The following is a 26,100-nucleotide window of genomic DNA, read 5'->3' as shown; positions in this document are numbered from 1 at the left end:
ATTGGGGGGCAATATGCTGCATTTTCTCTTTTCGTTAGGAGCATTGAGAACGCAAAGAGAAACGGGTTAATCATTCTAAGTAGAGCTAGTGGTCAAACAACATCGGAACACCCGTTTGCACACATACCTCGTTCAAACGCTTTTGTGCCGTCAGAATATTCTCTTTCCAACGTTCATCTTGAGCCCACATCTCAATCACGAGTGGTACGACGCACTCAGTCTCTTTCAACGTTTCAAAAATGGCATTAAAGTCGACTTCACCATCACCAATCACTAAGTCTCGAAATTGACCTTTGTATTCGTCAGTCACTTTATAAGTGTCTTTGAGGTGGATCTGAGTGATATGAGGCTTGCTCAACTTTAGTTCCGTCACTATGTCGTAATTCCAACCGGAGATATTACCCACATCTGGATACGCCGTGAAATACGGTGAATTGACTTCACGACTCAGCACTTCAAACTTGCTCAAAGAGTTCAAGTAATCGGTATCCATGATCTCCACAGCGAGCATAACGCCCGACCTTTCCGCCAACTGCGCAGAAAGCTTCATGCCTTCAATGAACCTCTGGTGAGTCACCTTATCCGCAGGCTCGTAGTAAACGTCATACCCAGCCAATTGGATGGTACGAATACCCAATTTGTAAGCGAGTGAGATCGCTTTTTCCATATGGATAGCCGCTTGTTCACGAATCACCGGATCTGCAGATCCAAATGGGAACTTGCGATGCGCGCTTAAACACATGGATTGCAGCGGTACACCATGCTTTTCACACAGGCGACGTAAGACATACACTTCATCGTCATTCCAATCCAAACGGCTACGGCGCTCGTCTGATTCATCTACCGATATCTCAAGAAAATCAAAGCCGAGCTCTTTGGTTGTTGCCAGTTTGTCTTCCCAGCTGAGTTCGTTAGGTAGGGCCTTCTCATAAAGCCCTACTCGGTGGCGTAATAAGTTTTGGTACATAACGCCTCCTAATTCCAGTAACGGTCGATCTGAGCTTTTAGTGCTTCTGCTGTTTCTTTACCTTTTTCACCCGCAAGTGCGCGACCTGCAATAAAGGTTTTCGCTTTAATGCCTTCAAATAGGTAAAGGTCTTCAGGCACGATGCCACCTGTGATAGAAAGCTCGATGCCCATTTTAGACAATGCACGCATCTTCACAAGATCTTCTTCAGTCCAGCCCACACCAGCTAATTCAGCGTCACGAGAACGGTGATAGATAGCTTGAGAGATACCTAGGTCGACCCAAGATTGAGCATCGTCCATTGTCCAATTGCCGTAAATTTCGATTTGTATTTCACCGTTAAATTCGTCAGCGACTTTCTTACACGCACCAATGGTTGCGATGTGTGCAGCCGCAGAAACGGTTATCCAATCAGCACCCGCTTCGAATGCCATTCGAGCCAAAATTGCGCCGCCATCGGTGGTTTTCATATCGCACACAAGGATATGGTCTGGGTGGTTTTTACGAAGGGTAGAAACCGCTGTCATCCCTTCAGCAAAAGCCAAAATAGTGCCCACTTCAATCACATCAACAAAGCTTTCAACGTTGTTTGCTACTTCAATTGCGGCAGGAAGATTTGTTTGGTCTAGGGCGATCTGAATCATTGGTTTAGTCATGTTGTTATCCTTTAATTTGTTCACGTATTAGACGGGCTAAGCCATCATGGTTGTTATCTGTTGAGCACACGCGTTGAACGTGTGATTTGACGATGTCATCAGCATTGAGCATCGCTACACCGAATCCGGCGTACTTAATCATGGATATGTCGTTGTGGTTATCACCGACGGCAATGACGTCATCGGCGTGATAACCGAGTTCTGCGATGTATTCAGCAAGGCGTAGGCCCTTACTGTTACCTTTTGCAGCAAAGTCGATTCGGTTTGACCAAGAACGCTCACCGTTGAAGTTCTCTCCTATCCATGGGTGTTGCATTAAACGGTCGACGGAATCTTGGCTCCCCTCTACCACAAACTTCCAAACGTGTTCAGCTTGTTGAGCTGTTTCTATGAATGATTCCACTTGGTAAATTTGTGGGCGATGTTGCTCTGGTGCCGTTTCAGCCCAGCTTTCCAATGCCAACATGTAGGCAAATGGGTTGTACTGTGAGTACGTCATGGCATGAGTTATATACATCACCATCTTGAGCTGAAACTCGTCAGCCATGTTAATGAAAGTAAGTGCCTTATCTTTCTCTATGGCGTTTTGAGTCAATACCGTTTCAGTTTGATAGTCATAAACATAAGTGCCGTTACAGCAGATGATTGGAGTATCTAGCCCCAATTCGTAATAGTAAGGTCGTGCTGCTGTGTGGTGTCGGCCAGTAACAATCATGACGTGACAACTTTGTTTGGCTTCTTGAATCGCCTTTTTTACTTCTGGATGAATCGTGTGATCATCCTTTAACACGGTTCCATCGAGATCTAACGCCAGCACTTTATACATAGAGTCCTCTACTTATTCCCTGAAGTCGGGCCTAATCAATATTGAAACTACTTAGAGTCGAAGCTCGTAACGGCTTACTTAAACGGCTTATTTAAACAAAAAGCCGATTTACTGTTGGCCGTAATAAGCATTTTCACCGTGCTTACGTAAGTAGTGTTTGTCGGATAGTTCTGGCTGAATTTTGATGCCGCTATTCAAGGTGCGCGTTGCCAACGCCATTGCCGACACTTCTTCTAATACCACCGCGTTATGAACGGCGTCGTTGGCATCTTTGCCCCAAGAGAACGGCGCATGTCCTGCAACAATCACACTTGGAACGGCCATTGGATCGATTCGACGTTGCTTGAACTCTTCAATAATCACCAAGCCAGTATTTTTCTCGTACTCTTCAGAAATTTCAGAGTGAGACAATCGACGTGTACATGGGATGTCACCGTAGAAATAATCAGCGTGAGTGGTGCCTAAGGCTGGGATGTCGATACCCGCTTGTGCCCAAATGGTGGCACTGCGTGAATGCGTGTGAACAATGCCACTCACTTCAGGGAAAGCTTTATAGAGCTCTAAGTGCGTTGCGGTATCGCTTGAAGGATTGAGTTTCCCTTCAACAACCTTGCCTTCGAGATCGACGACCACCATGTCTTCAGCCGTCATATCACTGTATTCGACACCTGATGGTTTAATCGCTATCACTCCGTTAACACGGTCAAACTCAGAGACATTACCCCAAGTAAATGTCACCAAACCGTATTTCGGAAGTTGCAAATTGGCTTCTAAAACACGTTGTTTCAATTGGCTATATTTAGACATCGTTGCCTCCTTACGCCGCTTCCGCTTGAAGCAATGCAGCATCAATTAAACGCGCCACTTCTTCTGGGCTTTTGCACGCGCGAAGTTTTGAGAAGTCTTCATCGAATTCAATCAAGTTCGCCACTTGCATGGTGCCTTCGATGTGCTCTTCTGAGTCCTTACCCGCTAGTGTTATCAGCACATCTACAGGCTCATCAACACCTTCAAACGTAATTGGCGTTTCAAGCACGGTTAGCGCAAACCCAGTACGAATAACACCGTCTTCAGGGCGGCAATGTGGCAGTGCGAACGCATCGTGAATACAGATATAAGGGCCTTCTTCACCAATCGCTTTGGTAATCGCGTCGTAGTAACGCTCTTCTGCAATACCCGCTTTCACCAATGCATCAGTCCCAAGCTTGATCGCCGCTTTCCAGTCAGCTGCTTTTGCGTTCAGTAGGATAGAGTTATTCTTGATAAGAGATTCTTTTAAGTTCATGTTATTGCTCACTTATATAATTGTTTTTATTGGCTCAGCAGTGCGACACCACTGAGCCGTTTTTAATTATTTATGGAAGTTGTTCTCGATGATGGAAACAAGTTCGTCGCCGAAAGTTTTCACCATAATCATGTTCTTAACCGCTAACTGTTGCTTACCTTCCGGCAGACCCGTGATCTTCGCTGCAAGAGCAACCGAAGTAACGATGATGTCGAATGAACCAAGGTGTGATTTGTAATCAGTGATGGCGCTGTTAAAGGTCGAGCTTGGGATGCCTTTCTTGTCCAAATACTCTTTGATTTTCTTAGAGCACATCATTGAAGAACCTTGTCCTGAGCCACAGCACACTAAGACACGAACCGGTTTCTGGTCAGCGGCTGGTGAGATTCGAGTTTCTGATGTTGTAGAAGCTGCCGTTGTTGAAACAGATGGTGCTTCAGCGGTTGCTGTCGATTGTTGTGGAACCGCGACTTCAACCTCAATACCTTCAGGCGTTACTGCGGTCATTGTTTCAGCAGCAGCTTCTGCGTCTTCTTCAGCTCGTAGTTGCTTAGAAGCGAAGTACATGTAGATGCCAGCCAAAGCCAAAATCACAAAGAAGAACATGCTAGAGCTTGAGATACCTTGCATGATTGGTGGGAATACCAGAGCCCAGTCAGCCATGCCCATCCAGCCATTAAACTCAGTACCTGATTGAGCGAAGATATGGATTGCCCACGCAGAGCCAACCACTTCGATGATGCCCATCACGAAACAGATCTTCATCACCGCTTTCCAGCCACCAAAGTGGTTAGCAAACACACCGATAGTGGCGTTCGAGAAGAACATTGGGATAAAGCCAGGAATGATCATGATTGGTGCGTCAAACGCTAGCATTGCAAGAACAGCGGCGAATTGACCCACTGCGCCCCACATGAAACCAAATACCATTGCGTTAGGAGAGTAGGCGTAAATAGCAGCACAATCGATTGCTAAAACAGCGTTAGGAATAAGGCGTTGAGAAATACCGTTAAATGCCTCGGACAGTTCCGCAACGAACATGCGAACACCAGTAACGATGACTTGAATGGCAACAGCGAATTTCAAACCAGTTTCAAAAATGTAGATAAACCAGTGCGTTTTACCTGCCATGTCCTGAAGGTTATCAAGACCGAACGAAAGAAGAATAATGCCGAAGAAGCCAGTCATTACTAACGTTGTTGCAGCGATACTGTCGTGGAAAATGTGTAACCACTTAGGCAGTTTGATGTGGTCAACACTGTCGTTCTTGTCGCCAAGCTTCGGTGCAACCTTGGTGGCTACCCATGAAGCAAACTGTTGTTGGTGACCAATCGAGAAACCCGCACCACCAGTGACTTCTTGAGTCGGCTTGAACATGATGTTTGAGGAGATACCCCAGTACAACGCCATCAATATTGCTGAATAAATAATGGTTTCCCACATACCTGCACCAAGCACGAAGTAGAAAACAGCAATGAGGCCAGCTTGCTGGAACATGATATGCCCAGTCAGCATGATGGTTCTGATACCCGTAATACGTCGGAAGGCAACAAGTAGAATGTTTAGCCCAAGAGCCAGTAATACTGCATACCCAACCCAAGAGTAGTTGTCGCCCATGGTTTCCATGGTGGACATCATGGAGGTGTACGGGTCAATTACCGATCCCGTTAATCCATGTATTTCACTCATTTTTTCAATAACCGGTTTAAAACCCGCTACCAATGTTCCTGCACCTACCTGCACTATCATGAAACCAACGATGGTTTTAATAGAGCCGGAGATAACAGTTGTTGCGTCACGTTTTAGAAGGATGTAGCCGAGACAAGTAACAAGACCGAGTAGCAACGGTGCTTTGGTCATTACCTGACTGTAAAAAATATAGAAAATATCGTATAAGAATTCCATATCTTTACCCCTGATTGATTTTTAATTTTAATGATTTGTAGGATGTGATGATTCTAGTTTTGCTCACGAACTAGACTTTACCAATCAAAAGTAATCATTCAATGCTCACTTGTGATTACTTTGATTTATATCAATTAACCACACCCAGAATGTGCTTAATTGAGCTTTAGATCACACGCAAAAATAGTAAATACAATAAAATCAAATACTTATAAAACATTGTGATTAATGTCTGGTTTTTATAGCGATGTGGTTTGACAATCATGATGGTGATTATTAGAATCAAAACAAATCAAAAGTAATCATTAAATTGTCACAACGACAAAAAGAGTGATAAATATGAATGAAGTACAAAGACATAACGGCATCTTGTCGCTGTTAGAAGATATGCAGACAATCAACGTCTCTCATATTATTGATAAATTTAGCGTTTCTCCTGCTACTGCTAGGCGCGATATCGCTAAGTTAGATGAAGTTGGCCGACTTAGAAAAATTCGAAATGGTGCGGAACGAGTAGAAACTCAGAAGAGAAAGTGGTCACCACTGAATATCAACAGCACTGAGTTCTATGAAGAGAAATCAGAGATTGCTCAAGCAGCTGCAGGGCTTTGTCAGGCTGGCGATACAGTCGTGATCAACTGTGGTTCGACGGCTTTCCTACTCGGTCAGCAATTATGTGGCGATGACGTTCAAATCGTAACGAACTACTTTCCACTCGCAAGCTACTTGATCAACGAAGATCATGACGATGTCATCATCATTGGTGGTCAATACAACAAAGCGCAGAACATCTTTCTAAACCCTGCCCCTAATTCATTAGGCGGCTATGCGGGAAACTGGATGTTCACCTCAGGTAAAGGCTTAACCGATGCCGGGCTGTACAAAGCCGACATGTTAACGGCCGTAGCCGAACAACAAATGCTCGAACAGGTCGATAAGCTTGTCGTCGTGGTCGATAGCTCAAAAGTTGGACAACGTACCGGAATGCTCTTTTGCAGCACCAAGCAAATAGACATCGTCATCACCGGTAAAGACGCCAATCCCGAAGTCGTAAAACTGATTGAAGCTCAAGGGACGCAAGTCATCCTAGTTTAAATCGCAGGGCTAACTAGCCCACCAATAATAATAAATTTAGCTCAGTGCCTTAATCCAAATTAAGGCGCTCGGCTCCCTACATCCAAAATTAATCAAATTATTGAAATAAAAGGTATTATCATGAGCAATGTAAACGAAATCACTCGCGAGTCTTGGATCCTAAATACATTCCCTGAGTGGGGCACATGGTTAAATGAAGAGATTGAACAAACAGTTGTGCAACCGGGTACGTTTTCTATGTGGTGGCTAGGTTGTACAGGTATTTGGCTAAAATCAGAAGAAGGTGCAAACCTATCAATGGACTTCTGGTGTGGTACTGGTAAAAAAACACAAGCCGTTCAAAAAATGAAAAACCAGCACCAAATGATGCGTATGGGCGGTGTGGAAGCACTTCAACCAAACCTACGTACCGCGATCTTCCCATTGGACCCTTTCGCTATCAAAGAGATCGATGCAGTTATGGCATCTCATGACCACGGCGACCACATTGATATCAACGTTGCAGCGGCAGTTCTACAAAACTGCGGCGACCACGTTAAATTCATTGGCCCTAAAGCGTGTGTTGATTTATGGATGAAATGGGGTGTGCCAGAAGATCGGTGTGTTATTGCTAAAGTTGGCGACGAGATCAAAATCAAAGACGTGAACATCAAGGTTCTTGACGCATTCGACCGTACAGCTCTAGTGACACTTCCTGAAGGAACATCTTCCCTAGACAAAGAAATTCTAGACGGAATGGACGACCGTGCAGTGAACTACCTAGTAGAAACAACAGGCGGTTCAGTTTACCACTCTGGTGATTCTCACTACTCAAACTACTATGCTAAACACGGTAATGACCACAAGATCGACGTTGCACTGCTTTCTTACGGTGAGAACCCACGTGGCGTAACAGACAAAATGACATCTTCAGACATTCTTCGTGCTGCTGAGTCTTTGAACTGTGAAGTAGTTGTTCCGTTCCACCACGACATTTGGGCTAACTTCCAAAATGACCCGCGTGAAATCGAAATGCTGTGGAACATGAAGAAAGAACGTCTTCAATACGGCTTCGCACCTTTCTTCTGGCAAGTTGGTGGTAAATACACATACCCAACAGATAAAGGCCGCATGCACTACCAGCACTTCCGTGGCTTTGCAGACATCTTCACAAATGACCCAGAACTGCCATACCGCGCATTCTTGTAAACATTAAGAAAAGCACTAACTAGGGAGCAATGCGCTCCCTTTTTTTATCATCGAATAAGGATGTTGATATGGTATTACGTGAGTTCAAAAAACATTTCAGTCGTGGCGACCTGAAAGCAGCAATTGGTGTCGTGTCCCCTGGAGCTAATGGTTATTACTTAATGGTCAAAAGTCATAAGTGGGGAGTAAACAGCTTTCTTGAATCCGACAGAAAAATGCAACCCAGGGTATTCAAGACTCAACAAGCTTTGTTGAACGCCGCTAAAGCGATCGGCTTTCCTTACCACTCGATCGATATCCAACATCTCTAACCGCTCATATTCCGATTAAATTAAGATCGGAGAGAGCCGTTATTCCAGCGGAACAAGCAAACCATTCGCCTAGCGAATAAAAGAAAACAGAAAGCATTTATTAATCCACTCGATAAAAATAATTCTTACAATTAAGCGTTTATATTCATTAATAATATTGGCGGCGGGCGGCATAATAGCCGCGAATCCTTCTAACGAGTTTGGTTATGTTCTACAAGCGTCTTTTGGTATTGGCTTTACCGCTTACTTTTGTGTTTCCCATCCATGCTGAAACGTTTGGTGAGCGAATGGCGCGCATCGAACAAGAGAATGTACTGGCGAAAACCATGAGTGAAGAACAAGTTGAATTGATACAAAAAGTCGTACAGACCAACCACTGCGCTAAAGTGGCGTTAACCCATCACCAACGCATTTTGGGCCAATATAAGGTTGAGACATCTTCTTCTGAGTTATTCGTAAAATGGCGTCAACTCGGTAAGCAGTTAGACGCTCAATACGAGATGGATTACCCCGGCTACCCTAAGCACGCTTTTCAAGAATATCCTGCGGCTTCAGGCAAAGTCGATGGCTACCTTTTTGCTCTAATCGACAATGGTTTAAACGAGCAATCGTGGATCGCCAAAGAATTTAAGCAGTGTAAAAAGAATAAGCTCATATCCCGAACCTAAGCTCTAGTCTGCTCTGGTTCGAGAGTGCTCACTCGCATTAGTTCTAATAAAGTAAGAACAGCCCTTCATAACCGCCAATTTCTATTTCACTCACATAGTCACCAACGTTACCGTTAGCATCAACAGGTTTCATTGGAACATCCAGCGCGATGGTGAGTTTTGCCGCGTCATAAAAGCTCGGATTCTTACCGTGGAAATCCGTGCGATACAACACACGACCATTGCTGAACTCTCTCGCTAACACCATGTCCTCAGGGCCACCAGCAACCACCTGATTTTCAGATTGATACATAAAGTACGTGAACGTCGGTAGAACGTGAGTGATACCATTGGGCAGATCAGCATGCACCATTTCGTTCATCGAGGAATCGCCAACGATGGTGTAGTCAGCAGGCTGAGGTGTCGTTGTCGAAAGCATCAAAGGAATCGGCGCAAAGCCTTGTGGGATTTGATGACTCGGCTCTCCCAAGTCAACGGCCAATAACGAACTGGGTTGGTAGGCGATGTTTTTAGGGACACCACTTTGCCAGAAAGTGTCAGCCGTCGTATTGCCACTTCCATAGACGTAACCATTGTTCCACTGATTAAAGTAGCTATGTTGAGCGTGTCGATTGAGGTGGTAGATCGCTAGGGTCGAGTATTGGTCTTGCTTCCAATTATCTTCACTATTTCCAAGATACTGAACTCGCCCATAACGCGTTGTCGCCTGAAAAATAACACTTTGCCCATTGTAGGCGAGCGCAGAGTTATCCCAGAATTTAGAGATTCCCGAGTAACCACTAAACCCAGTAGATGGAAAAATGTAGTGCTCGCGTAAATACAGAGATCCCGCCTCGCTAAGATGAGACTGTCCATTTCGACCCAGCAAGTTCGCGGTACCGATATTCAACCCAATCGACGCATCACTTTCTAAAGCAGATAGATTTTTCAGAAACGCTGAAAATTGTTGCTTATAGAGATCATCCGCTTGATTAGAACCCGCAACTGCTCCTAACTCTTGAACATGCCCGCCAGAATGAACATAGAACTGGTTCGAACCAATGAGTTTATTTGTGTCGTCGTTGTACGCACCATTCAAACCTTGGCTTGCCCAACTTTGCTTGTAGTAGCGATGAATGGCAGATAGATAATCCGCGTTTGCGACGTTTGTTAACGACCAAGATGAGTTAGCGCTCCACATTCGACCAAATGGCACCACTCTTGATTCCCAACGAAAACGCGCTGTTGCGTTCTTATTGGTTCGATTTCGATACTCGCTTGGCGACAAGTAGTTATCGCCATCTAGGTCTGCAGACACATCAAAACCGCGGATTTTTCGCCATTGGCTGATAGCATTGCCGTCCGGTGTTGTAGTCGGAGCGTCGGTTAATTTGACGGTTGGAAAACTGTTTTTGAGTTTCACTTCTTTTAAACGCGGCCTGTCGTCGGCGTTCTCACTTTGCCAACGAACTCTCACAACGTATAAGCGCCCACCATCTCTCAAAAAGGTTGAACCAAAATACTGGCCGCCACCATAGCTCGCACCACTGCCATCATGAGTTGTGGCTCTTACCCAGTTATCCGGAAGGTTCCAAATCACCGATTGGTTTTTGGTCATGCTGAGCGTTTTGTCTTTCTTTACATCGAGTCTTTCCCACTGTGAAACCCTTCCCTGAGAATCAATAGCCGTTGGGTATTCAATCCAGAATTCGCCGCTGCCAGCAAACTGTGAGAACTTAAAGGTCAGCCGTTCGAACTGCTCAGCATGATAGACATACAAAGCCCCGCCCTGTTCGAAATTCTCAAACACATCGGCATCCCACGGAGGCTCTTGATACAGCCAAAAGCCAGCATGGTCTTCATTGGCTGTATAACCCAAGATCATAGGCTTTCGGTTTAAAAGAGTCTTTTCGCCATGAGTTTTATCAACTTCGGCAATGACAGTATCTTCAGAAAAGTGCAGGAAATAGTCTTCGAAATTGAGGCCTTCTAACTCAGCTTGGTTACGGAGATCGTTCTCCAACCAACCCGAGTTCATCGCCATGACTTGGTTGTACATATAACCAATTGTCGTGGCCCGCTCATTGTCGGCTTTGTCGGCATAAGCTCCGAACACAATATCACTGTTGGAAATTTCCCAATCAATGGCGGCATTCGTAGATAGTGGGGAGCCCGAAAGATCAACACCAACTTCATGTTGCCCTGGCAGCACAACCGCTGTACCAACAGCAAAAGCGTAACCAGCGATTAAACATGACGGTATGAGTGCCAGCAGCCCAGAAATGTAGGTTTTCATGATTCAAATTTCCTAATCGATACTGTCATGCCTTAAATCACAAAACGAAAAGTCAGCCAACTTACGTGTCAATTTAGGAATCAAAATACGAAAAAAGTATCGACTACATGGCTCTATTGTTCAAGTGCTCGTCTGTCTTGTTTCATCGGTGGCAAGTAAAACGAGCAAATGCCGATTCAAAATCAATGCATTAAGGAAAATATAAGTTTTTGTGATTTTAATTTTATTTGGAAACCAAGTATCTCCGGCTAACGAGAAATCAGCTCAGATTTTCTCAAAATGAGAATAATACGGTTTGGAAGATGAGAAGTTATCAGAGCCTAGAACTCAGAATAGGACTTGGATTTGCTGTATCGAATCTCAGTTTGAGCGCCACACTATTGAAACTCAATTTGGATAGGCTGTCTAAACAAGAACGATGACAACGCTCCTTAAAGCCTCTTGTTCCACTTCCCTTGATGGTCGCGATCGCAATTTTCTTGCGTATCGTAGCTAACATGCTTATCGATATTCTTCAGTTGAATTCCAACTTGATTGAACGCTTGTTGAATAGCCCCTGAGACACTCTGTTGACCTTCGCCACTTAAGAAGTTCGTTCTATCCTGATTGGTATCGAATACACAGACAATTTTCAAACTTTGCGGAAAAGAGGAAAAGTTGACCGAGTGAGTCACCCACAAAAAACCATCGAAGCCTTTCAGCGTGTCTTCACAAACGTCAGTTAACACGTCTCTGATTTGATTCTCGATTTTCTTATCTGATTTACGCATGCGGCAAAGGTCCTATTTAACACCTTAAAAAATAAGGTTTTTCGGTCAGTTTCGTACTACCTGATATTGGACACTGTGGCGGTTTCAAATGCAAAGTATTTATTGGGGAGAGTCGACTGGAAGATATAGAGGAAACGCCTCATGTTTGATAGCTTACGAGGCGATCAAACATGAGACGAGTATAGAATTTACTAAAACATTAGCTCGCCGCTTGTTCCCAATCAGTTAATAACTTCATGATTACGCGAGAGTCTTGGTGGGTTGCCATTGGCGCAGCAAGTTGTGTATCACCTTGCTCAACCGCTTGGCGGATATTGCGCACTTGATAATGGAAACCATCACCTTGCGCTTCGACTTTCACTTCACGTATCGACGTTTCATAGATCTCTACCGTAAACGTGTTTTCTGCCGTCGGTAGCCATGGATTAGTATCTAGCGTGATACAGCCTTTGCTGCCTAGGATCGTAAAACCATGCTTTAAACCGTGGTCTTCAGCAGTGTGGATTTGTGCGGTAAAACGGTCGTTGAAATGCATCATCGCCGACGATTCACAGATATTGCCATCTTCGCCTCGTCGACCGATTGCTGAGATCTGCACGTCATCGAACACGCTCTCACCAAATTGCTGCTGCGCAACAGAGTGAATCAGCGACATTGGGTAACAGCCAAGGTTGTATAGCGCGCCTTTGCTCGCAGGATTCACGAACTGATCAATCGCCGCAACGTAGGAACCTTGAATTGAACGCACTTCGCCAATCTCACCAGTTGCCAGTTCTTGATGAAGCTTGGTGATAAGTGGATGGTTCAAATACATCAAACCTTCAGCAAAGAATACGCCCGCTTCTTTCACGGCTAGTAAAGCTTGCTCGGTTTTTTCCATATCTACCGACAAAGACTTCTCACACAAGATCGCTTTGCCTTTTTGAGCCGCTTTAATCACATACTCATGATGAACGTGGTTTGGTAGAGCAATGTAGATAATGTCGACCGACTCATCTTCAAGCAAGGCTTCATAGTTGTTGAAGGTTCGTGTTGGCTGGTATTGGGCAGCAAACTCATTGAGTGTTTTCTCTGTGCGTCCAGCAACAGCATACAGCTCGCTTTGAGCATCGCCTTTAATTGCATCCGCCATTACACCTGAGATAAAACTGGTTCCTAGAATTCCCCATTTCATGTCTTAGCTCTCCTGCTCTTGTGCTTTGATAGGTCCACGTTGTGTTTCAAATGCTTGCACTAATTCCGTTATATCACGCTCAATAAACGCTTGGGTATGAGGCATACCAAAGTGCTGATTGATCGCTTCACGGTTTGCGTATTGCTCAAGCAAGATCACACGATCGCTTTGGCTTTGATCATAGGTTGCAATTGCTTGGAGGCAGCCCGGTTCGCTTTGCATGTCTAAACAAAACTGTTCGATAGCTTCGAGCGCAGCTGCTCGTTCTATGTTGGTTTTGATCTTAAGTTCGGCAGTAACAAAGATAGTTTCATTCGTTTGAGGCATTGCACGCTCTTATTTTAGTTAATTATCGGTTTGCCATTAATATAATTAACCCCTAATAATTGATAAACTCACGTTTTGTTTATTGTTTATCAACCAAAAGTGTTCAATGGATAAGTTAACCAGCATGAAAGTCTTCGTCTATGTGGTGGAACAAGGTAGCTTTCGCAGCGCCGCAAACCGCTTCAACCTGTCGGCGACTATGATAAGCAAACATGTCCATTCCTTAGAAGCCAGTTTGAAGTCTCAGCTGATCCACCGCACCACGCGTAAGCAATCGTTAACCGATTCAGGACAACTTTACTATCGTGAGTGTAAGCGAATTCTCGAAGACATCAGCAATGCAGAGAACCTGATTCAAACCTTGGAAAATCAACCACAAGGCACGGTAAAAATAAACTGCCCTGTCACCTATGGAAACAAGGTACTCGCCCCTATCGTAGCTAAGTTCCTCGCACATCACCCAACCATAAACGTCGAGCTGATGTTGAATAATGACCTTGTTGATCCTTATTCATCTGACATTGACCTGATTGTGCGAATTGGTGACCTATCCGATTCAAGCTTGGTCGCAAGGTATTTAGGGGATTATGAGATGTGTTACTGCGCGGCGCCCGCTTACCTAAACCAACATGCTGAAATCAGAGTATTGGAAGACTTGGCGCAGCACCCATCGCTTGGATTCAGTTACAGCAGCCAAGCTCCTCACGCCACACCGAATAAAGAACGTGTGCGCTTGATGTCGAATAATGGTGATGTGTTGCGGTATGCCGCCCTGCAGGGTGTGGGCGTGTTGTTGCAACCGACTATCTTAGTCGCAGAAGAGATTGATCGTGGAGCGCTGTTGGAAATCCTACCCGGCATGGCGCCGTTACCCAAGCCGATTCACTTGCTCTACAAAACCAAGCAACTGTCGTTGAAGAACCGAACCTTTGTTGAGTTTTTATTAGCCTCTCTTTCCAAGTAACTAAGCGTTGACTAATTCAAAAAAGGCTTTTAAGTAATGAAGGATTTCCGGAACAACAAAGACCGCTAGACCGTTTGCCAATGGCTCACCAAGCGTTTACCAAGATCAGAAGGTGTAGTGTAATGGACGATCATCTCATCACATTGGTTGAACACCATGAAGTGTTTAAGCTCATCGCATAAAGCGTGAACCAATGACTCATGGTTTCTAATTCGCTCTTCAACAACCAAGTTGCGAATATTGAGTAAACGGGTCTTCCTGTCGACCTTACAATCCATTCGCGCCACCAGCTTACCTTGCCACAGAATCGGTAAGCTAAAATAACCAAACTGACGCTTGGCCTCTGGAACATAGCATTCTAGGAGGTAATCAAAGTTGAACAATGATTGCATTCGCTTTCGTTGAATCAGCAGGTTATCAAACGGAGACAGTATCTTAAGCTTGGTTCTGGAAAGAGGTTGATTCAGCAGTTCAAAAGCACCTGGCAGGACATAGTAATCAGAGCCTTGAATATCTACTTTCAGAACCTGCTTATCTTCAAGCATCTGTTGGAGTGCTCTCTGAATCAAAGGCTTTGTGTTCTTGAGTAGGTAGCTCATTTCCGACGCTATTCCAACTCCGTTAGCCTCTAAATAACGTGTTATCAGATGCTCGATGTACTCTTGTTCTGTCGGCTCAGAGGTATCAATTCCGCTCGGTAAAACTCGCTCGGTTAGGTCATACACCTTATGAAAGTTAACTCGGCTTGGCACCATTAAGTCGCCTTGCATGAACAATGTTTCTAATGCTTGCTTGGCCGGTTTACCGCCCCAACCGCCGGGGTTTGGCCTATCCCCTTCAAAATCTTTCGCCATCAACGGCCCTTCATTCTCAATACGTTTGAGAACATGAGCCATCAGTGCGTCATCCTTTTTATACCAATGCTTGAGCTTACCGCTCGCAAAACCATTCTTGCGGTGTAGGCTGAATCGGAAGTCACGCATGGGTAAATACGCGGCGGCATGCGACCAATACTCAAATACTTCTCGACGCTCTAACAGCTTATCAAGATTGTTCAGTTGGTAGTCTTGATTTCGATTCCACAACGTATGATGGTGAGCTCGTTGAATCACAGAGATGGTATCAATTTGCACATAGCCAAGGTTTTCAATCGCAGACAACGTGTTCGCCAAAGCGCCCCCATTGCGTTGCTTTTTAGGTGGCAACTTCTTAGGCGGCAGCTTTTGCGAAAGCAATACCAGTTTTTGCGCTTGAGCGAGTGACAGTGATTCCATGAAATTCAGACTCTAATTGATAGCAATGATCCGTTTATGATTCAGCAATAAGCTCTTGAAGAATCTGCTTGTAGGTTTCTACCGTCTGCGCGCCCGTTACTGCACTCTTACGGTTGAACACCACAGTAGGAACCGCAGAGATCCCCATGCGTTGCCATTCAAACTCTTGCGCTTCAATTTGCTTCAAGTTGTCGGTGTTCTTTAGGCGCTTCAGTGCCTTCGTTGAGTCTAAGCCAACCGCTTCAAGCTCTTGTGCAATGACTTCAAGATCGGACAGGTCTTTTTGCTCTGTGAAGTGAGCAGCAAAGAAGCGTAGCTTTAACTCAGTCTGTTTGCCGTGCGCTAGTGCAAAATCGAGAAGTACATGTAGATGACGTGAATTGACCATTCTCATACTGTCATAGAAATTGAAATCGAAACCAACCGCTTGGCCGCGAGCCGAAAGCTGTTCTCGTGAACGTTGGCTCTCTTCTGCGCTAGAACCGTATTTTCTCATGATATGGGCACGCAGGTTTTCGCCCTCTTGCGGCATGTCAGGGTTAAGCTCAAACGGCTGCCATTCAAGTTCAATCTGGTCTTCTAAACCAAGTTCCGCAACGGCTAGCTCTAAGTTTTTGTAACCGACTACGCACCACGGGCACATTACGTCAGAAATAATATCAAGTTGAAGTTTCTTGCTCATAATCATTCCAAATATCGTTACTAAGGCGTATCCAATTCAAAGTGAATACCCATCTTTCTGGTTAGACTACAACAAGCTGAACACTCGTTCAAATTTAACTCAATACAACAGCAGCCAACAAAAAAGCCAACTCATTTTCACGAGTTGGCTTTGATAAAAATCGAATCTAGCTTAAGAGCGTTACGCTAGCAATTTCTCAAGTACTTGGAACACACCCGCGTCAACGTTACTTGGCGCGCCAAAACGCGCGATCTCTTTTAACTTTGGATGCGCGTTTTCCATCGCGTAAGAGTGGTAGCTCTCTTTAAGCATTTCCAAGTCATTTAGGTAATCACCAAAGCTCATGGTCTGCTCGTAAGTGAAACCTAATGTGTTCTGTAGATGTTTAATCGCCGCACCTTTTGACGCTTCAGCGTTCATCACATCTAACCAAATTTTTGCGCTTACAACCACTTGGTAGTTCTCACCGAATTTGGCATCAATAGTTGGGTTCACTTTCTCTTGTGAACCGTCGAAGTGACAGATAGCCACCTTGATGAAATCGTCTTCTACCGCCAGTAAGTCTTCTACTTGCTCACGGCGATGGTAGTACTTAGAGATCTCCGCCAGAGCACGCTCATCTTTGGTTTCGATGTATGCCGATTTCTTACCGCATAGCACCACATGCGCGCCTTCAATAGCTCGAGCTTCTTTAATGATCTCTTTAATGGCATCGGTATCAAGCAAGCAGCTGTAAAGTTCTTGGCCTTTGTGCATCACTAATGTGCCGTTTTCAGCAATAAACATCATGCGATCTTTAAGCGGGGAAAATGTTTCTAGCAAGCTGTAATACTGGCGGCCAGACGCGGCAGCAAAAATAATATCTTGCGCTTCTAAGCGCTCATAAAGATTGAAAAACTCAGGGTCGAGCTTTCCATGCTCATCGAGTAAGGTGCCATCCATATCAGTCGCGATAAATTTGATGTTTTGTTGGGGCATGTCGGGCGTACCTATTATTGGATTATGATCATTCGTTATCTTGAGTAACGGTTCTGGGTTCGATTATATCGCTAGAGTCGCTGGTGAATACAATGCTTATTTTACCGCCTGTCAGTCACTGTTTCACATCTTTCCAAGGCAAACGCTAACAGAAGCGCATTCCAGTTTGAAGGGTTAAGTCCTACATACAAGATATGCGCTAGATCACACTCCACTATATTCTTTCCCGTCTCTCCATCACTTTATTCCGACCACAGTCATTATGATTTTAGCTATTATTACGACCTTGCTTTGCATCGTTACCGTCAAGTTTCTAATCACACTTGCGAACTTAGAGCGCCATCGTATTCACATTGAACCTAAAATATCGTTCAAAAGAACTGAGTGGCCGACTGTTTCCGTCATTATTCCTGCGCGAAATGAAGAAGACAATATTGAAATCAGCCTTGGCTCTCTATTGAAGCAGAGCTACCCAAAAGACAAGTTTGAAGTCATTGTTGTTGATGACTTTTCTACTGACTCAACCCGTGCAAAAGTAGAAGCATTGATCAGTAAGTTCGACGTTAACGCGCGCTGTATTTCAGGTAGAACGTTACCGACCGGATGGCTTGGTAAGAGCAATGCATGTATGGCTGGCGCACTCAACGCGAGCGGTGAATATGTGTATTTCATTGATGCAGATACCGATTCAGCACCCGCGATGCTACAGAGCGTTATCGACTTTGCTATCCAACAAAAAACTGATCTCTTATCGTTTAATCCAAAACAAACTTTTGCGTCTGTGGCAGAAAAAGCGACCTTGCCGGGCATCTTTCTATCGATCGCATCTTATATGAACTTTAAAAACTCGAACGACATGACTAAGGAAGAAGCGATTGCTAACGGTCAGGCGATGTTGTTTACCCGAAAATCCTACGACGCAGTCGGTGGACACGCCGCAGTAGCAAACGCGATATCGGAAGACATCGCCTTTGCAAAAGTCATGAAGGTCAATGGATTTAAGATTTTCTGGGCATTTGCAGACAAACTAATGAGTACGCACATGTATTCAGACTTCAACTCAATCTGGGCTGGCTTTTCCAAAAACATGAATCTTATTGTGAATTGTCAATCGCAAGCACAAGCTTTAAAAGTCTTCATCAAAGCCAACATCATCGCATGGGCGGGACCGCTTTTGATGCTGGTATCGGCGAACGCCTTCATCAGTGACATGTCTGCCATTCATGCTTATTCACTCATTGTCAGCTCTGTGATGCTCTTGGTGTCGATCGTCACCTACTTCATTTTGGTTAAGGAACTGTTTGTTCCCGCAAAATTTGCGTTAACCGTACCCTTCGGTATTTGTGTTCAAAGCCTACTCGTGCTGAACAGTTACCGCTTATCTAAAACCAATAAAATCAGCTGGAAAGGGCGCTCATTAACATGATGAATAAGATTATTACTTTGCTTCTTCTTGCTTGTTCAGTTTCGGTGTTTGCATCAGACACCGATGGCTGGTCACTGGCACGCGATAAAAAAGGCATCGAGGTTTATAACCGTAAAATTGAAGGCAGTCACTTTAAAGAATTTCGAGCAGAAGGCGACATCAACGCGTCCCTCACTTCTATTATCGCACTCTTTATCGATACCTCTGTTGGCACGCAATGGGTAGAAAACATCGATGACATGGAAGAAATAGAGCATTTTAGTGCGGCGCACACGATCACCAAAACCTATACCAAGGCACCTTGGCCAGTTGCCGATCGTGAAGCTATCGTAGAGAACGTCATCACTCAAGATCCAAAGACGATGGTTGTCACCATTGATCAGCATGGTAGGCCTGATTACCTGCCAAACAATAATAAAAAAATCATCAGAGTGGCTGAATTAGAGGCGAGTTGGATCCTGACACCAATCGACGAAAACACCACCCATATCTCTTATCGAGTATTGAGTGATCCAGGTGGCGATATTCCGTATTGGCTCATTAACATGGTGGCCGTTTCTCAGCCTTACAACACGCTTCGCGGGTTATCTAAGATGTTGGATTCTGGTGAGTACACCGATCGGCGCCTTGATTTCATCGAGAACTACACGTCACTTTAACAATGCAATGAATACTCTAGAGGTCTATATTGTGAAATTTCCATTCTCTCCAATCGCAGCGATATTGCTTGTAGCATCAAGTTCAGTATTTGCTAATCAAATCATTGTCGATACTAAAGGTGTTGATGAAACACAGTATCACGCCGATCTGTATGAATGTGAGCAATACGCTCAACAAGTGAAGCCTGAAGAGGTCGATTCTCTTGGCAGCGATATTGTCGGTTCAACCGCTAAGGGTGCAGCGCTGGGTGCGGTTGGTGGAGCCGTCTCTGGCGGGAGTGGTCATGATGGTGCAAAAATTGGTGCTGGCATCGGTATTATCAGCGGCGCTTTAAAGCACGGTGCTCAAAAAAGACAATCCGCCGAGCTATCTGAGCAGCAGAAGTTTCAAGTGAATCGTAACTGTATGATCAACCGAGGCTATACCGTTCTTAACTAGCGGATAACCGAGCAAAATGGCGTTTAATCGATGTTCACGCCATTTTGCGTAGCTGAGTCAAAGCAGAGTTCAACCATAGTCCCTGAATCGCCACCTTAAAGTTCGTTCAAATAGACAGTGAGCATTGACCCCTATTTAAAATAGGCTTATCATTAATCGTCTTTTAACGATTAATGAAAGTGAGACGTCAATATGAACTCAACTTGCTCGACATCTGGTGGCTGTTCTCTGCCCATCGAACACGGTGATGCTAAAGCAGAAAAGCAAATGGCCGCACTGGCGAAAGCACTCGCTCACCCAGCAAGAATACGTATATTGAGTATCCTTTCCACGTTAGAAAAATCGGGCGGCTGCTTGAACAGTGATCTGGTGAGTGAATTGGGTTTAGCTCAATCAACGGTATCAGAGCACTTAAGAATATTGAAAGCCTCAGGTTTTATTACGGCTGAGTCGATTCCGCCGAAGATGTGTTACCGCATCGACCGCGACAATATTCAACGCTTCGAATCGATATTTAACAGCATTTTAAAATAGAAGTTCACGCTTGAATGATCGGCTTTGATAGCCTTTACTTTTAAGCGTGTTTTTTTGCCACAACCAATCGTTTTTCGACGATTTACGATATCAACTAAGAGAGATTATCATGAAACCAAAGTTAGGTTTTCTAGATCGCTACTTAACACTGTGGATTTTTATTGCCATGGGCCTTGGTGTACTACTCGGCACCCTATTCCCACAGATCGAACAGTGGAACGATTCAATGTCTGTTGGCACCACTAACATTCCGCTTGCGATTGGCCTTATCTTAATGATGTACCCACCTCTGGCTAAGGTTAACTACAACCTGCTAGGCACTGTGGTAAAAGATAAGAAAGCCATTAAGCTCTCTTTGATCATGAACTGGATCGTTGGTCCAATTCTGATGTTTGCATTGGCACTAACTTTCTTGGGAGACCACCCAGGTTACATGGTTGGGGTGATTCTGATTGGTCTTGCTCGTTGTGTGGCGATGGTTCTGGTTTGGAACGACATCGGCGGCGGTAACAAAGAGTACGGCGCGGCATTGGTTGCTCTAAACAGTGCATTCCAAGTGGTGAGCTACAGCTTTATGGCGTGGTTGTTCATCAGCGTTCTTCCACCAGTATTTGGTTACGAAGGCATGTTGGTTGATATCTCGATGATCGACATTGCACACAGTGTACTTATCTACCTAGGTATCCCATTCCTAGCGGGCTTCCTAAGCCGTAAGATCCTTGTGTCGATGAAAGGCGAGCAGTGGTACAACGACGTATTTATTCCACGCATCTCTCCAATCACACTGATTGCACTACTGGCAACCATCGTTCTGATGTTCAGCCTGAAAGGTGAAATGATTGTTGAACTGCCAATGGACGTTCTATTAATTGCGGTTCCACTGACTATCTACTTCACTGCGATGTTCTTCATCAGTTTCTTCATCGGTAAAAAGATGGGCATCGAGTACGACAAGAACGCATCAATTGCATTTACAGCAACAGGTAACAACTTCGAGCTAGCGATTGCCGTGGCTATCTCAGTATTCGGTATCAACTCAGACCAAGCGTTTGCAGGCGTTATCGGTCCACTGATTGAAGTCCCTGTGCTGATTTACCTTGTGAACGTGGCGCTTAAGATGAAAGACAAGTACTACAACGGTCAGACGGTTAAACCTAGCGTATAGCATCTACGTCTACACCTAGAACTAGAACTAACAAAAAGCAGCATCACTTTGAACAGAAAGGGTCACACGTTAAACGGTGAGCCTTTTCTTTATTCAGTTTCGTCTAATAGGCCTTTCAATGCTTGTTCAAGCCAAAGTAATGCAGGACCTTTTGAGCGTGTTTTAGACAGAACAAGATCAACCGGAGGCGACCAAGTTTTATGGTCAAATGACACATTCACCTCTACCAAGCGCTGTTTAATAAGCTCTTCTTCAACAAGGTGTTTCGGTAAGTATGCCCAACCGATATCGCTACCAAGAATCATCTCTTTAATGACGATAAAGCTGTTTGACCACCATACCTTTCCGGCAATCAGCGGAAACTGATCCATCACCTTACCTTTGTCTCCCCTCAACATTAACTGACGATGCGGGAGTAAGTCAGAGAGTTTCGCCACACCTGTTTTTGCGAGCGCATGACTTGGATGACACACAGCAATAAACGGTAAGTGACCGATAAAGCAAGGCTCAGAACCGACATCAAAAGCCAAGTTAGTAAACATTAATCCAATGTCGGCCCTCTCTTCGATAATTAACGGATTGACCTCTGTCGTGGTACACGCAACCAGTTCCACTTCAGTCGCAGGGAATTGTTGACTGAACTGACTAAGGATCTTAGATAGATTCGGGACCAATAGTGAATCATCTAATGCAATTTTGATGAGCCCCTCTTCACCACTGCCCATCGCACTAACCGTCACATTCAGATCTTCAACCTGAAGCACGATCGCTTTCACCTGTTTAAATAACTGCTCGCCCGCTTTGGTTAGTGAAGGCTTTCGAGTCGAACGATCAAAAAGCTCAACATTAAAATCTATTTCAAGATTACTGATGCCTTGGCTCACCGCCGACTGCACCTTCCCCAAATGACGAGCACTGGCAGAAAATGACCCTAATTCAACGGCATACACAAACATTTTCAGTTGTTCAATGTTGTACATTCGGTGTCTCCCAAAACTTACTATCACTATATGTGATGCTAACTATCTTTATATTATCACTTAAGTAGATATTATTTAGCCAAGTCATTAGCCCATCGGCGGCTATTTAATCGTAAAGAGAGTTAGAAAAATGTCACATAAAGAACGCATGTTGCACATGGTGCTATTTGAATTGGTTGCTTTGGTTTTGATGGCAGGGCTTGCAACCTATATTACAGGAAACGGCGCAGGTGAAATGGCAGGCTTAGCGCTCGCAATATCATTGATAGCGATGGCTTGGAACTACGTTTACAACTATGGCTACGACAAAATTTACGGAGCAGACCGAAGCAAAAGAACCACGAAAACACGTATCCTGCACGGATTAGGTTTTGAGCTTGGCTTAATGACAGTGACTCTACCTGTCTTGATGTGGGTTCTACAACTCGACTTCCTAACCGTACTGATCATGGACATCGGCCTAGTTATCTTCTTCGTACTTTACGCGATTGCGTTCAACTGGGCGTATGACTCAGTTCGAGATCAATTGGTTGCGAAAGGAAAAGTTGCAGCTCTGGTTTAGAGCGGTAAGTTCGTCTCGTATAACAAGAACATACACCCAAATTAAAACTGCCAAACTACAACATAGTTGGCAGTTTATTCATTTATGCATACAAGCTCATTTGTTAACGCCCTTGTTACATAGCAAAAACATCACACAGCCCTCCCTAATTAAGTCTAATAATCCGCCACTCACGAAGTAGCATCACAAATCCAAACATAAACTCCTCGTACCAGTTGCGCATTCATTTACATATAGGTAGTTTGAGCGGCTTCGCAACCTATCAATTCGAGCAATGACGTTCATGCGAGCATCTTTTTCGAGCAAAAGTGTTCGGATTAACATTTCAAGTGACTTTAATTAACAATTTTATGCTCAAACGCTCACTTTTGATGTTCGTTTATTTTCGAGTTCGCAAATATATGCACAATACACGTGCTAGATAAGCAAAACTAAAAAGGACTCGAACATGACAACAAACAAACACCCTTCTTTATTTGGGCAATGCTTGGCTGAATTTATCGGTACAGGATTACTCATATTCTTTGGCGTTGGCTGTGTGGCCGCTCTGGTATTAACTGGTGCGACATTCGGACAATGGGAAATCAGCATCATCTGGGGCTTCGGTGTTGCGATTGCAATTTACTGTACTGCCGGCGTTTCAGGCGCACACATCAACCCAGCCGTAACGATTGCACTGGCCATGTTCCATGGCTTTGATAAAGCGAAAGTGGTGCCTTACATCATTTCGCAACTGCTTGGTGCTTTCTGCTCTGCAGCATTGGTTTACAGCCTGTACAGCAACCTATTTACTGACTACGAAATCGCACATAACTTCGTTCGTAGCAGCCAAGACGCACTATCAACTGCTGGTATCTTCTCGACTTACCCACATGCTTCACTTTCTTTCTTCGGCGCTTTTGCTGTGGAATTCGTGATTACTGCAGTGTTGATGTTTGCCATTTTAGCGTTAGGTGATGAGAACAACGGCGCATCTCGCGGTGCAATGAACCCTCTACTGATCGGTATTCTTATCGCGGTTATCGGTGGTTCTTTAGGTCCACTGACGGGCTTTGCAATGAACCCTGCTCGTGACTTCGGACCAAAACTGTTCGCTTACTTTGCAGGTTGGGATTTCGCACTAAGCGGTGCTCGTGATATTCCTTACTTCATCGTTCCAATTCTTGCTCCAATTGCTGGTGCGTGTTTTGGTGGTTGGTTGTACCCACGTGTTATCGGTGCTTACCTACCAGTAGAAGGCCAAGGCTGCACAATTCCAAACCAATGTGAAACAGAAGAAGAAGCTGAACAAGCTCAAGCTTAATCCCTAAGCGACCTTACATTTACTAAAATATAAATAACGAAAGAAAAAGGATTCTTACCATGACCGAGCAAAAATACATTGTTGCCCTAGACCAAGGCACCACAAGTTCTCGCGCTGTAATCCTCGACCACGATGCAAACATCGTTAGCTCTTCTCAAAGAGAATTCACTCAGATTTACCCGAAAGCAGGTTGGGTTGAGCACGATCCAATGGAAATCTGGGCGACTCAAAGCTCTACATTGGTTGAAGCTCTTGCTAAAGCAGGCATCCGCAGCGATGAGCTAGCGGGCATTGGTATCACGAACCAACGTGAAACCACCATTGTTTGGAACAAAGAGACAGGCAAGCCTGTTTATAACGCAATCGTATGGCAGTGTCGCCGTACTGCAGACATCTGTGAAGACCTTAAAGCACGTGGCCTAGAAGACTACGTACGTGACAATACAGGCTTAGTCCTTGACCCGTATTTCTCAGGTACAAAAGTAAAATGGATTCTAGACAACGTTGAAGGCGCTCGCGAAGACGCTGAAGCTGGCAAATTACTGTTCGGTACCGTTGATACTTGGTTGGTTTGGAAGATGACTCAAGGACGTGTTCACGTTACGGATTACACTAACGCGTCACGTACTATGTTGTTCAACATCAACGACCTATGTTGGGATCAAAAGCTGCTTGATGAAATGGGTATCCCGTCATCAATGATGCCTGAAGTGAAGCGTTCTTCTGAAGTTTACGGTCAAACGAACCTTGGTGGTAAAGGCGGTACTCGTATTCCAATCGCGGGTATTGCGGGTGACCAACAAGCTGCACTTTACGGTCAAATGTGTGTAGAAGCAGGCCAAGCTAAGAACACTTATGGTACTGGTTGTTTCCTTCTAATGAACACAGGCCAAGAGAAAGTCACATCGAAAAACGGCCTTCTAACCACACTGGCATGTGGCCCTAAAGGCGAACCTGCATACGCACTGGAAGGTGCGGTATTCATGGGCGGCGCATCAATCCAATGGCTACGTGATGAAATGAAACTACTGGCTGGCGCAGAAGACTCTGAGTACTTCGCAACGAAAGTGGATTCTTCAAACGGCGTTTACGTAGTCCCTGCGTTTACTGGTTTAGGCGCACCATACTGGGATGCTTACGCTCGCGGTACGATTGTTGGCCTGACTCGTGGTGTTAACTCTAACCACATCATCCGTGCAACACTGGAAGGTATTGCTTACCAAACTCGTGACGTATTGGATGCGATGCAAGCGGACTCTGGCATCAAGCTAGCAAACCTACGTGTTGATGGTGGTGCAGTAGCGAACAACTTCCTAATGCAATTCCAATCAGACGTACTAGATACAGAAGTTCACCGTCCTGAAGTAACTGAAGTAACGGCTCTGGGTGCAGCATACCTTGCTGGTCTAGCAGTTGGTTTCTGGGACAGCATCGATGAGCTTCAAGACAAAGCAGTACTAGACCGTACGTTCTTGCCACACCACGATGAAGAAAAGCGTAACCGCCGTTACAAAGGTTGGAAGCGTGCTATCAAGTGTGCACAAGTTTGGTCTGAACTGCACGATGACGACGAAGAGTAAAATCGAGCGTTCGAATAATCACTCTCTTATCGATTGAATTGTTCGTTCCTCAGTAAACGAAACTAAAAAGAGCACTATTTTGTGCTCTTTTTTGCGTTTGGAGCCAA

General features: G+C 44.7%; 27 protein-coding genes. 13 read left to right on the top strand and 14 right to left on the bottom strand.

The annotated features are described in order from the left end of the window. Positions 1-85: 85 nt before the first annotated feature. The 6 genes from AB6D93_RS16325 to AB6D93_RS16300 form a co-directional block, all read right to left on the bottom strand. Positions 86-967: an L-ribulose-5-phosphate 3-epimerase gene (locus tag AB6D93_RS16325; protein ID WP_065583765.1), complete on the bottom strand. Its 882-nt coding sequence runs from the start codon at positions 965-967 to the stop codon at positions 86-88. Positions 968-975: 8 nt separating this feature from the next. After that, positions 976-1,623, bottom strand: coding sequence for a 3-keto-L-gulonate-6-phosphate decarboxylase UlaD (locus AB6D93_RS16320; protein ID WP_102332370.1), 648 nt, complete (start codon positions 1,621-1,623; stop codon positions 976-978). 4 nt (positions 1,624-1,627) lie between these two features. Continuing rightward, positions 1,628-2,449, bottom strand: coding sequence for a pyridoxal phosphatase (locus AB6D93_RS16315; RefSeq protein ID WP_017064002.1), 822 nt, complete (start codon positions 2,447-2,449; stop codon positions 1,628-1,630). A gap of 108 nt (positions 2,450-2,557) precedes the next feature. After that, a complete protein-coding gene (locus AB6D93_RS16310; protein WP_017064003.1) occupies positions 2,558-3,256 on the bottom strand; it encodes an L-ribulose-5-phosphate 4-epimerase in 699 nt (232 codons plus the stop codon). 10 nt (positions 3,257-3,266) lie between these two features. Further along, positions 3,267-3,734, bottom strand: a complete 468-nt coding sequence (locus AB6D93_RS16305; protein ID WP_017064004.1) for a PTS sugar transporter subunit IIA — start codon at positions 3,732-3,734, stop codon at positions 3,267-3,269. Between the two features lie 66 nt (positions 3,735-3,800). Then, positions 3,801-5,639 carry a PTS ascorbate-specific subunit IIBC gene (locus tag AB6D93_RS16300; RefSeq protein ID WP_102332369.1) on the bottom strand — a complete coding sequence of 613 codons (1,839 nt, stop codon included), beginning with the start codon at positions 5,637-5,639 and terminating at the stop codon, positions 3,801-3,803. A 339-nt stretch (positions 5,640-5,978) separates the two neighbouring features. Between AB6D93_RS16300 and ulaR the strand changes: the two genes are divergently transcribed. The 4 genes from ulaR to AB6D93_RS16280 all read left to right on the top strand — a co-directional run bounded on the left by ulaR (position 5,979) and on the right by AB6D93_RS16280 (position 8,901). Further along, complete coding sequence (ulaR, locus tag AB6D93_RS16295; RefSeq protein ID WP_017064005.1) at positions 5,979-6,734, top strand: HTH-type transcriptional regulator UlaR; 756 nt, start codon at positions 5,979-5,981, stop codon at positions 6,732-6,734. A gap of 120 nt (positions 6,735-6,854) precedes the next feature. Beyond that, on the top strand, positions 6,855-7,922 hold the full coding sequence (ulaG, locus tag AB6D93_RS16290; protein ID WP_017060922.1) for an L-ascorbate 6-phosphate lactonase: 1,068 nt from the start codon (positions 6,855-6,857) through the stop codon (positions 7,920-7,922). Positions 7,923-7,990: 68 nt separating this feature from the next. Then, positions 7,991-8,233 (top strand): hypothetical protein, encoded by a 243-nt coding sequence (locus tag AB6D93_RS16285; RefSeq protein WP_017065673.1) that lies wholly within the window; start codon positions 7,991-7,993, stop codon positions 8,231-8,233. Between the two features lie 206 nt (positions 8,234-8,439). After that, positions 8,440-8,901: a hypothetical protein gene (locus AB6D93_RS16280; protein ID WP_017064007.1), complete on the top strand. Its 462-nt coding sequence runs from the start codon at positions 8,440-8,442 to the stop codon at positions 8,899-8,901. A gap of 43 nt (positions 8,902-8,944) precedes the next feature. Here AB6D93_RS16280 and AB6D93_RS16275 read toward each other — a convergent pair whose 3' ends face one another. The 4 genes from AB6D93_RS16275 to AB6D93_RS16260 all read right to left on the bottom strand — a co-directional run bounded on the left by AB6D93_RS16275 (position 8,945) and on the right by AB6D93_RS16260 (position 13,447). Then, positions 8,945-11,176, bottom strand: coding sequence for a hypothetical protein (locus tag AB6D93_RS16275; RefSeq protein ID WP_102332368.1), 2,232 nt, complete (start codon positions 11,174-11,176; stop codon positions 8,945-8,947). A gap of 431 nt (positions 11,177-11,607) precedes the next feature. Continuing rightward, the gene (locus AB6D93_RS16270) at positions 11,608-11,946 is read right to left on the bottom strand and encodes a hypothetical protein (protein WP_017060926.1); all 339 of its coding nucleotides are present in this window, start codon (positions 11,944-11,946) and stop codon (positions 11,608-11,610) included. Between the two features lie 199 nt (positions 11,947-12,145). Then, the gene (locus AB6D93_RS16265) at positions 12,146-13,120 is read right to left on the bottom strand and encodes a Gfo/Idh/MocA family protein (RefSeq protein ID WP_102332367.1); all 975 of its coding nucleotides are present in this window, start codon (positions 13,118-13,120) and stop codon (positions 12,146-12,148) included. 3 nt (positions 13,121-13,123) lie between these two features. After that, on the bottom strand, positions 13,124-13,447 hold the full coding sequence (locus AB6D93_RS16260; protein ID WP_102332366.1) for a putative quinol monooxygenase: 324 nt from the start codon (positions 13,445-13,447) through the stop codon (positions 13,124-13,126). 106 nt (positions 13,448-13,553) lie between these two features. Between AB6D93_RS16260 and AB6D93_RS16255 the strand changes: the two genes are divergently transcribed. Further along, positions 13,554-14,411, top strand: coding sequence for a LysR family transcriptional regulator (locus AB6D93_RS16255; protein WP_102332365.1), 858 nt, complete (start codon positions 13,554-13,556; stop codon positions 14,409-14,411). 65 nt (positions 14,412-14,476) lie between these two features. Here the strand turns inward: AB6D93_RS16255 and AB6D93_RS16250 are convergent, their stop codons facing one another. The 3 genes from AB6D93_RS16250 to AB6D93_RS16240 all read right to left on the bottom strand — a co-directional run bounded on the left by AB6D93_RS16250 (position 14,477) and on the right by AB6D93_RS16240 (position 17,345). Then, entirely contained in the window at positions 14,477-15,685 is a 1,209-nt protein-coding gene (locus tag AB6D93_RS16250) for a winged helix-turn-helix domain-containing protein (RefSeq protein ID WP_102332364.1), read from the bottom strand. A gap of 34 nt (positions 15,686-15,719) precedes the next feature. After that, the gene (locus AB6D93_RS16245) at positions 15,720-16,367 is read right to left on the bottom strand and encodes a DsbA family oxidoreductase (protein ID WP_017060931.1); all 648 of its coding nucleotides are present in this window, start codon (positions 16,365-16,367) and stop codon (positions 15,720-15,722) included. A 180-nt stretch (positions 16,368-16,547) separates the two neighbouring features. Beyond that, the gene (locus tag AB6D93_RS16240; protein ID WP_017069716.1) at positions 16,548-17,345 is read right to left on the bottom strand and encodes a Cof-type HAD-IIB family hydrolase; all 798 of its coding nucleotides are present in this window, start codon (positions 17,343-17,345) and stop codon (positions 16,548-16,550) included. A 262-nt stretch (positions 17,346-17,607) separates the two neighbouring features. On the opposite strand from AB6D93_RS16240, the gene AB6D93_RS16235 reads away from it, so the two are divergent. From AB6D93_RS16235 to arsB, 5 genes are all read left to right on the top strand, one after another. Next, a complete protein-coding gene (locus AB6D93_RS16235) occupies positions 17,608-18,771 on the top strand; it encodes a glycosyltransferase family 2 protein (RefSeq protein WP_017064013.1) in 1,164 nt (387 codons plus the stop codon). Then, the gene (locus AB6D93_RS16230; RefSeq protein ID WP_017072305.1) at positions 18,768-19,430 is read left to right on the top strand and encodes an START domain-containing protein; all 663 of its coding nucleotides are present in this window, start codon (positions 18,768-18,770) and stop codon (positions 19,428-19,430) included. The genes AB6D93_RS16235 and AB6D93_RS16230 overlap by 4 nt, the downstream gene beginning before the upstream one ends. 31 nt (positions 19,431-19,461) lie before the next feature. Next, the gene (locus tag AB6D93_RS16225) at positions 19,462-19,869 is read left to right on the top strand and encodes a glycine zipper family protein (RefSeq protein ID WP_029235181.1); all 408 of its coding nucleotides are present in this window, start codon (positions 19,462-19,464) and stop codon (positions 19,867-19,869) included. Positions 19,870-20,061: 192 nt separating this feature from the next. After that, complete coding sequence (locus AB6D93_RS16220; RefSeq protein ID WP_017064015.1) at positions 20,062-20,403, top strand: helix-turn-helix transcriptional regulator; 342 nt, start codon at positions 20,062-20,064, stop codon at positions 20,401-20,403. Between the two features lie 109 nt (positions 20,404-20,512). Beyond that, positions 20,513-21,568, top strand: a complete 1,056-nt coding sequence (gene arsB, locus AB6D93_RS16215; RefSeq protein WP_102332363.1) for an ACR3 family arsenite efflux transporter — start codon at positions 20,513-20,515, stop codon at positions 21,566-21,568. Between the two features lie 89 nt (positions 21,569-21,657). Here arsB and AB6D93_RS16210 read toward each other — a convergent pair whose 3' ends face one another. Next, complete coding sequence (locus AB6D93_RS16210) at positions 21,658-22,548, bottom strand: LysR family transcriptional regulator (RefSeq protein WP_017066099.1); 891 nt, start codon at positions 22,546-22,548, stop codon at positions 21,658-21,660. A 130-nt stretch (positions 22,549-22,678) separates the two neighbouring features. On the opposite strand from AB6D93_RS16210, the gene AB6D93_RS16205 reads away from it, so the two are divergent. The 3 genes from AB6D93_RS16205 (at position 22,679) to glpK (ending at position 25,993) form a co-directional block, all read left to right on the top strand. Further along, complete coding sequence (locus AB6D93_RS16205; protein WP_017064018.1) at positions 22,679-23,110, top strand: PACE efflux transporter; 432 nt, start codon at positions 22,679-22,681, stop codon at positions 23,108-23,110. Between the two features lie 448 nt (positions 23,111-23,558). Next, positions 23,559-24,413 (top strand): MIP/aquaporin family protein, encoded by an 855-nt coding sequence (locus tag AB6D93_RS16200; RefSeq protein ID WP_004732234.1) that lies wholly within the window; start codon positions 23,559-23,561, stop codon positions 24,411-24,413. 59 nt (positions 24,414-24,472) lie between these two features. Further along, positions 24,473-25,993: a glycerol kinase GlpK gene (glpK, locus tag AB6D93_RS16195; protein ID WP_017060940.1), complete on the top strand. Its 1,521-nt coding sequence runs from the start codon at positions 24,473-24,475 to the stop codon at positions 25,991-25,993. The last annotated feature ends 107 nt before the right edge of the window (positions 25,994-26,100 follow it).

The sequence above is a fragment of the Vibrio sp. 10N.247.310.23 genome, assembly GCF_041467155.1.
Classification (GTDB): domain Bacteria; phylum Pseudomonadota; class Gammaproteobacteria; order Enterobacterales; family Vibrionaceae; genus Vibrio; species Vibrio crassostreae_C.
Note: the sequence above shows the minus strand (reverse complement) of the source record. Positions and strands in the feature narration are given on the sequence as shown.

Coding starts and splice junctions, on each gene's coding strand:
- AB6D93_RS16210 (WP_017066099.1), bottom strand. CDS start 22,548: ATGTACAACATTGAACAACTGAAAATGTTTGTGTATGCCGTTGAATTA.
- ulaG (WP_017060922.1), top strand. CDS start 6,855: ATGAGCAATGTAAACGAAATCACTCGCGAGTCTTGGATCCTAAATACA.
- AB6D93_RS16305 (WP_017064004.1), bottom strand. CDS start 3,734: ATGAACTTAAAAGAATCTCTTATCAAGAATAACTCTATCCTACTGAAC.
- AB6D93_RS16270 (WP_017060926.1), bottom strand. CDS start 11,946: ATGCGTAAATCAGATAAGAAAATCGAGAATCAAATCAGAGACGTGTTA.
- AB6D93_RS16260 (WP_102332366.1), bottom strand. CDS start 13,447: ATGCCTCAAACGAATGAAACTATCTTTGTTACTGCCGAACTTAAGATC.
- AB6D93_RS16265 (WP_102332367.1), bottom strand. CDS start 13,120: ATGAAATGGGGAATTCTAGGAACCAGTTTTATCTCAGGTGTAATGGCG.
- AB6D93_RS16315 (WP_017064002.1), bottom strand. CDS start 2,449: ATGTATAAAGTGCTGGCGTTAGATCTCGATGGAACCGTGTTAAAGGAT.
- AB6D93_RS16205 (WP_017064018.1), top strand. CDS start 22,679: ATGTCACATAAAGAACGCATGTTGCACATGGTGCTATTTGAATTGGTT.
- AB6D93_RS16240 (WP_017069716.1), bottom strand. CDS start 17,345: ATGCCCCAACAAAACATCAAATTTATCGCGACTGATATGGATGGCACC.
- AB6D93_RS16250 (WP_102332364.1), bottom strand. CDS start 15,685: ATGGAATCACTGTCACTCGCTCAAGCGCAAAAACTGGTATTGCTTTCG.
- arsB (WP_102332363.1), top strand. CDS start 20,513: ATGAAACCAAAGTTAGGTTTTCTAGATCGCTACTTAACACTGTGGATT.
- AB6D93_RS16310 (WP_017064003.1), bottom strand. CDS start 3,256: ATGTCTAAATATAGCCAATTGAAACAACGTGTTTTAGAAGCCAATTTG.
- AB6D93_RS16200 (WP_004732234.1), top strand. CDS start 23,559: ATGACAACAAACAAACACCCTTCTTTATTTGGGCAATGCTTGGCTGAA.
- ulaR (WP_017064005.1), top strand. CDS start 5,979: ATGAATGAAGTACAAAGACATAACGGCATCTTGTCGCTGTTAGAAGAT.
- AB6D93_RS16245 (WP_017060931.1), bottom strand. CDS start 16,367: ATGAGCAAGAAACTTCAACTTGATATTATTTCTGACGTAATGTGCCCG.
- AB6D93_RS16220 (WP_017064015.1), top strand. CDS start 20,062: ATGAACTCAACTTGCTCGACATCTGGTGGCTGTTCTCTGCCCATCGAA.
- AB6D93_RS16285 (WP_017065673.1), top strand. CDS start 7,991: ATGGTATTACGTGAGTTCAAAAAACATTTCAGTCGTGGCGACCTGAAA.
- AB6D93_RS16255 (WP_102332365.1), top strand. CDS start 13,554: ATGGATAAGTTAACCAGCATGAAAGTCTTCGTCTATGTGGTGGAACAA.
- AB6D93_RS16230 (WP_017072305.1), top strand. CDS start 18,768: ATGATGAATAAGATTATTACTTTGCTTCTTCTTGCTTGTTCAGTTTCG.
- AB6D93_RS16320 (WP_102332370.1), bottom strand. CDS start 1,623: ATGACTAAACCAATGATTCAGATCGCCCTAGACCAAACAAATCTTCCT.
- AB6D93_RS16275 (WP_102332368.1), bottom strand. CDS start 11,176: ATGAAAACCTACATTTCTGGGCTGCTGGCACTCATACCGTCATGTTTA.
- AB6D93_RS16280 (WP_017064007.1), top strand. CDS start 8,440: ATGTTCTACAAGCGTCTTTTGGTATTGGCTTTACCGCTTACTTTTGTG.
- AB6D93_RS16300 (WP_102332369.1), bottom strand. CDS start 5,639: ATGGAATTCTTATACGATATTTTCTATATTTTTTACAGTCAGGTAATG.
- AB6D93_RS16325 (WP_065583765.1), bottom strand. CDS start 967: ATGTACCAAAACTTATTACGCCACCGAGTAGGGCTTTATGAGAAGGCC.
- glpK (WP_017060940.1), top strand. CDS start 24,473: ATGACCGAGCAAAAATACATTGTTGCCCTAGACCAAGGCACCACAAGT.
- AB6D93_RS16235 (WP_017064013.1), top strand. CDS start 17,608: ATGATTTTAGCTATTATTACGACCTTGCTTTGCATCGTTACCGTCAAG.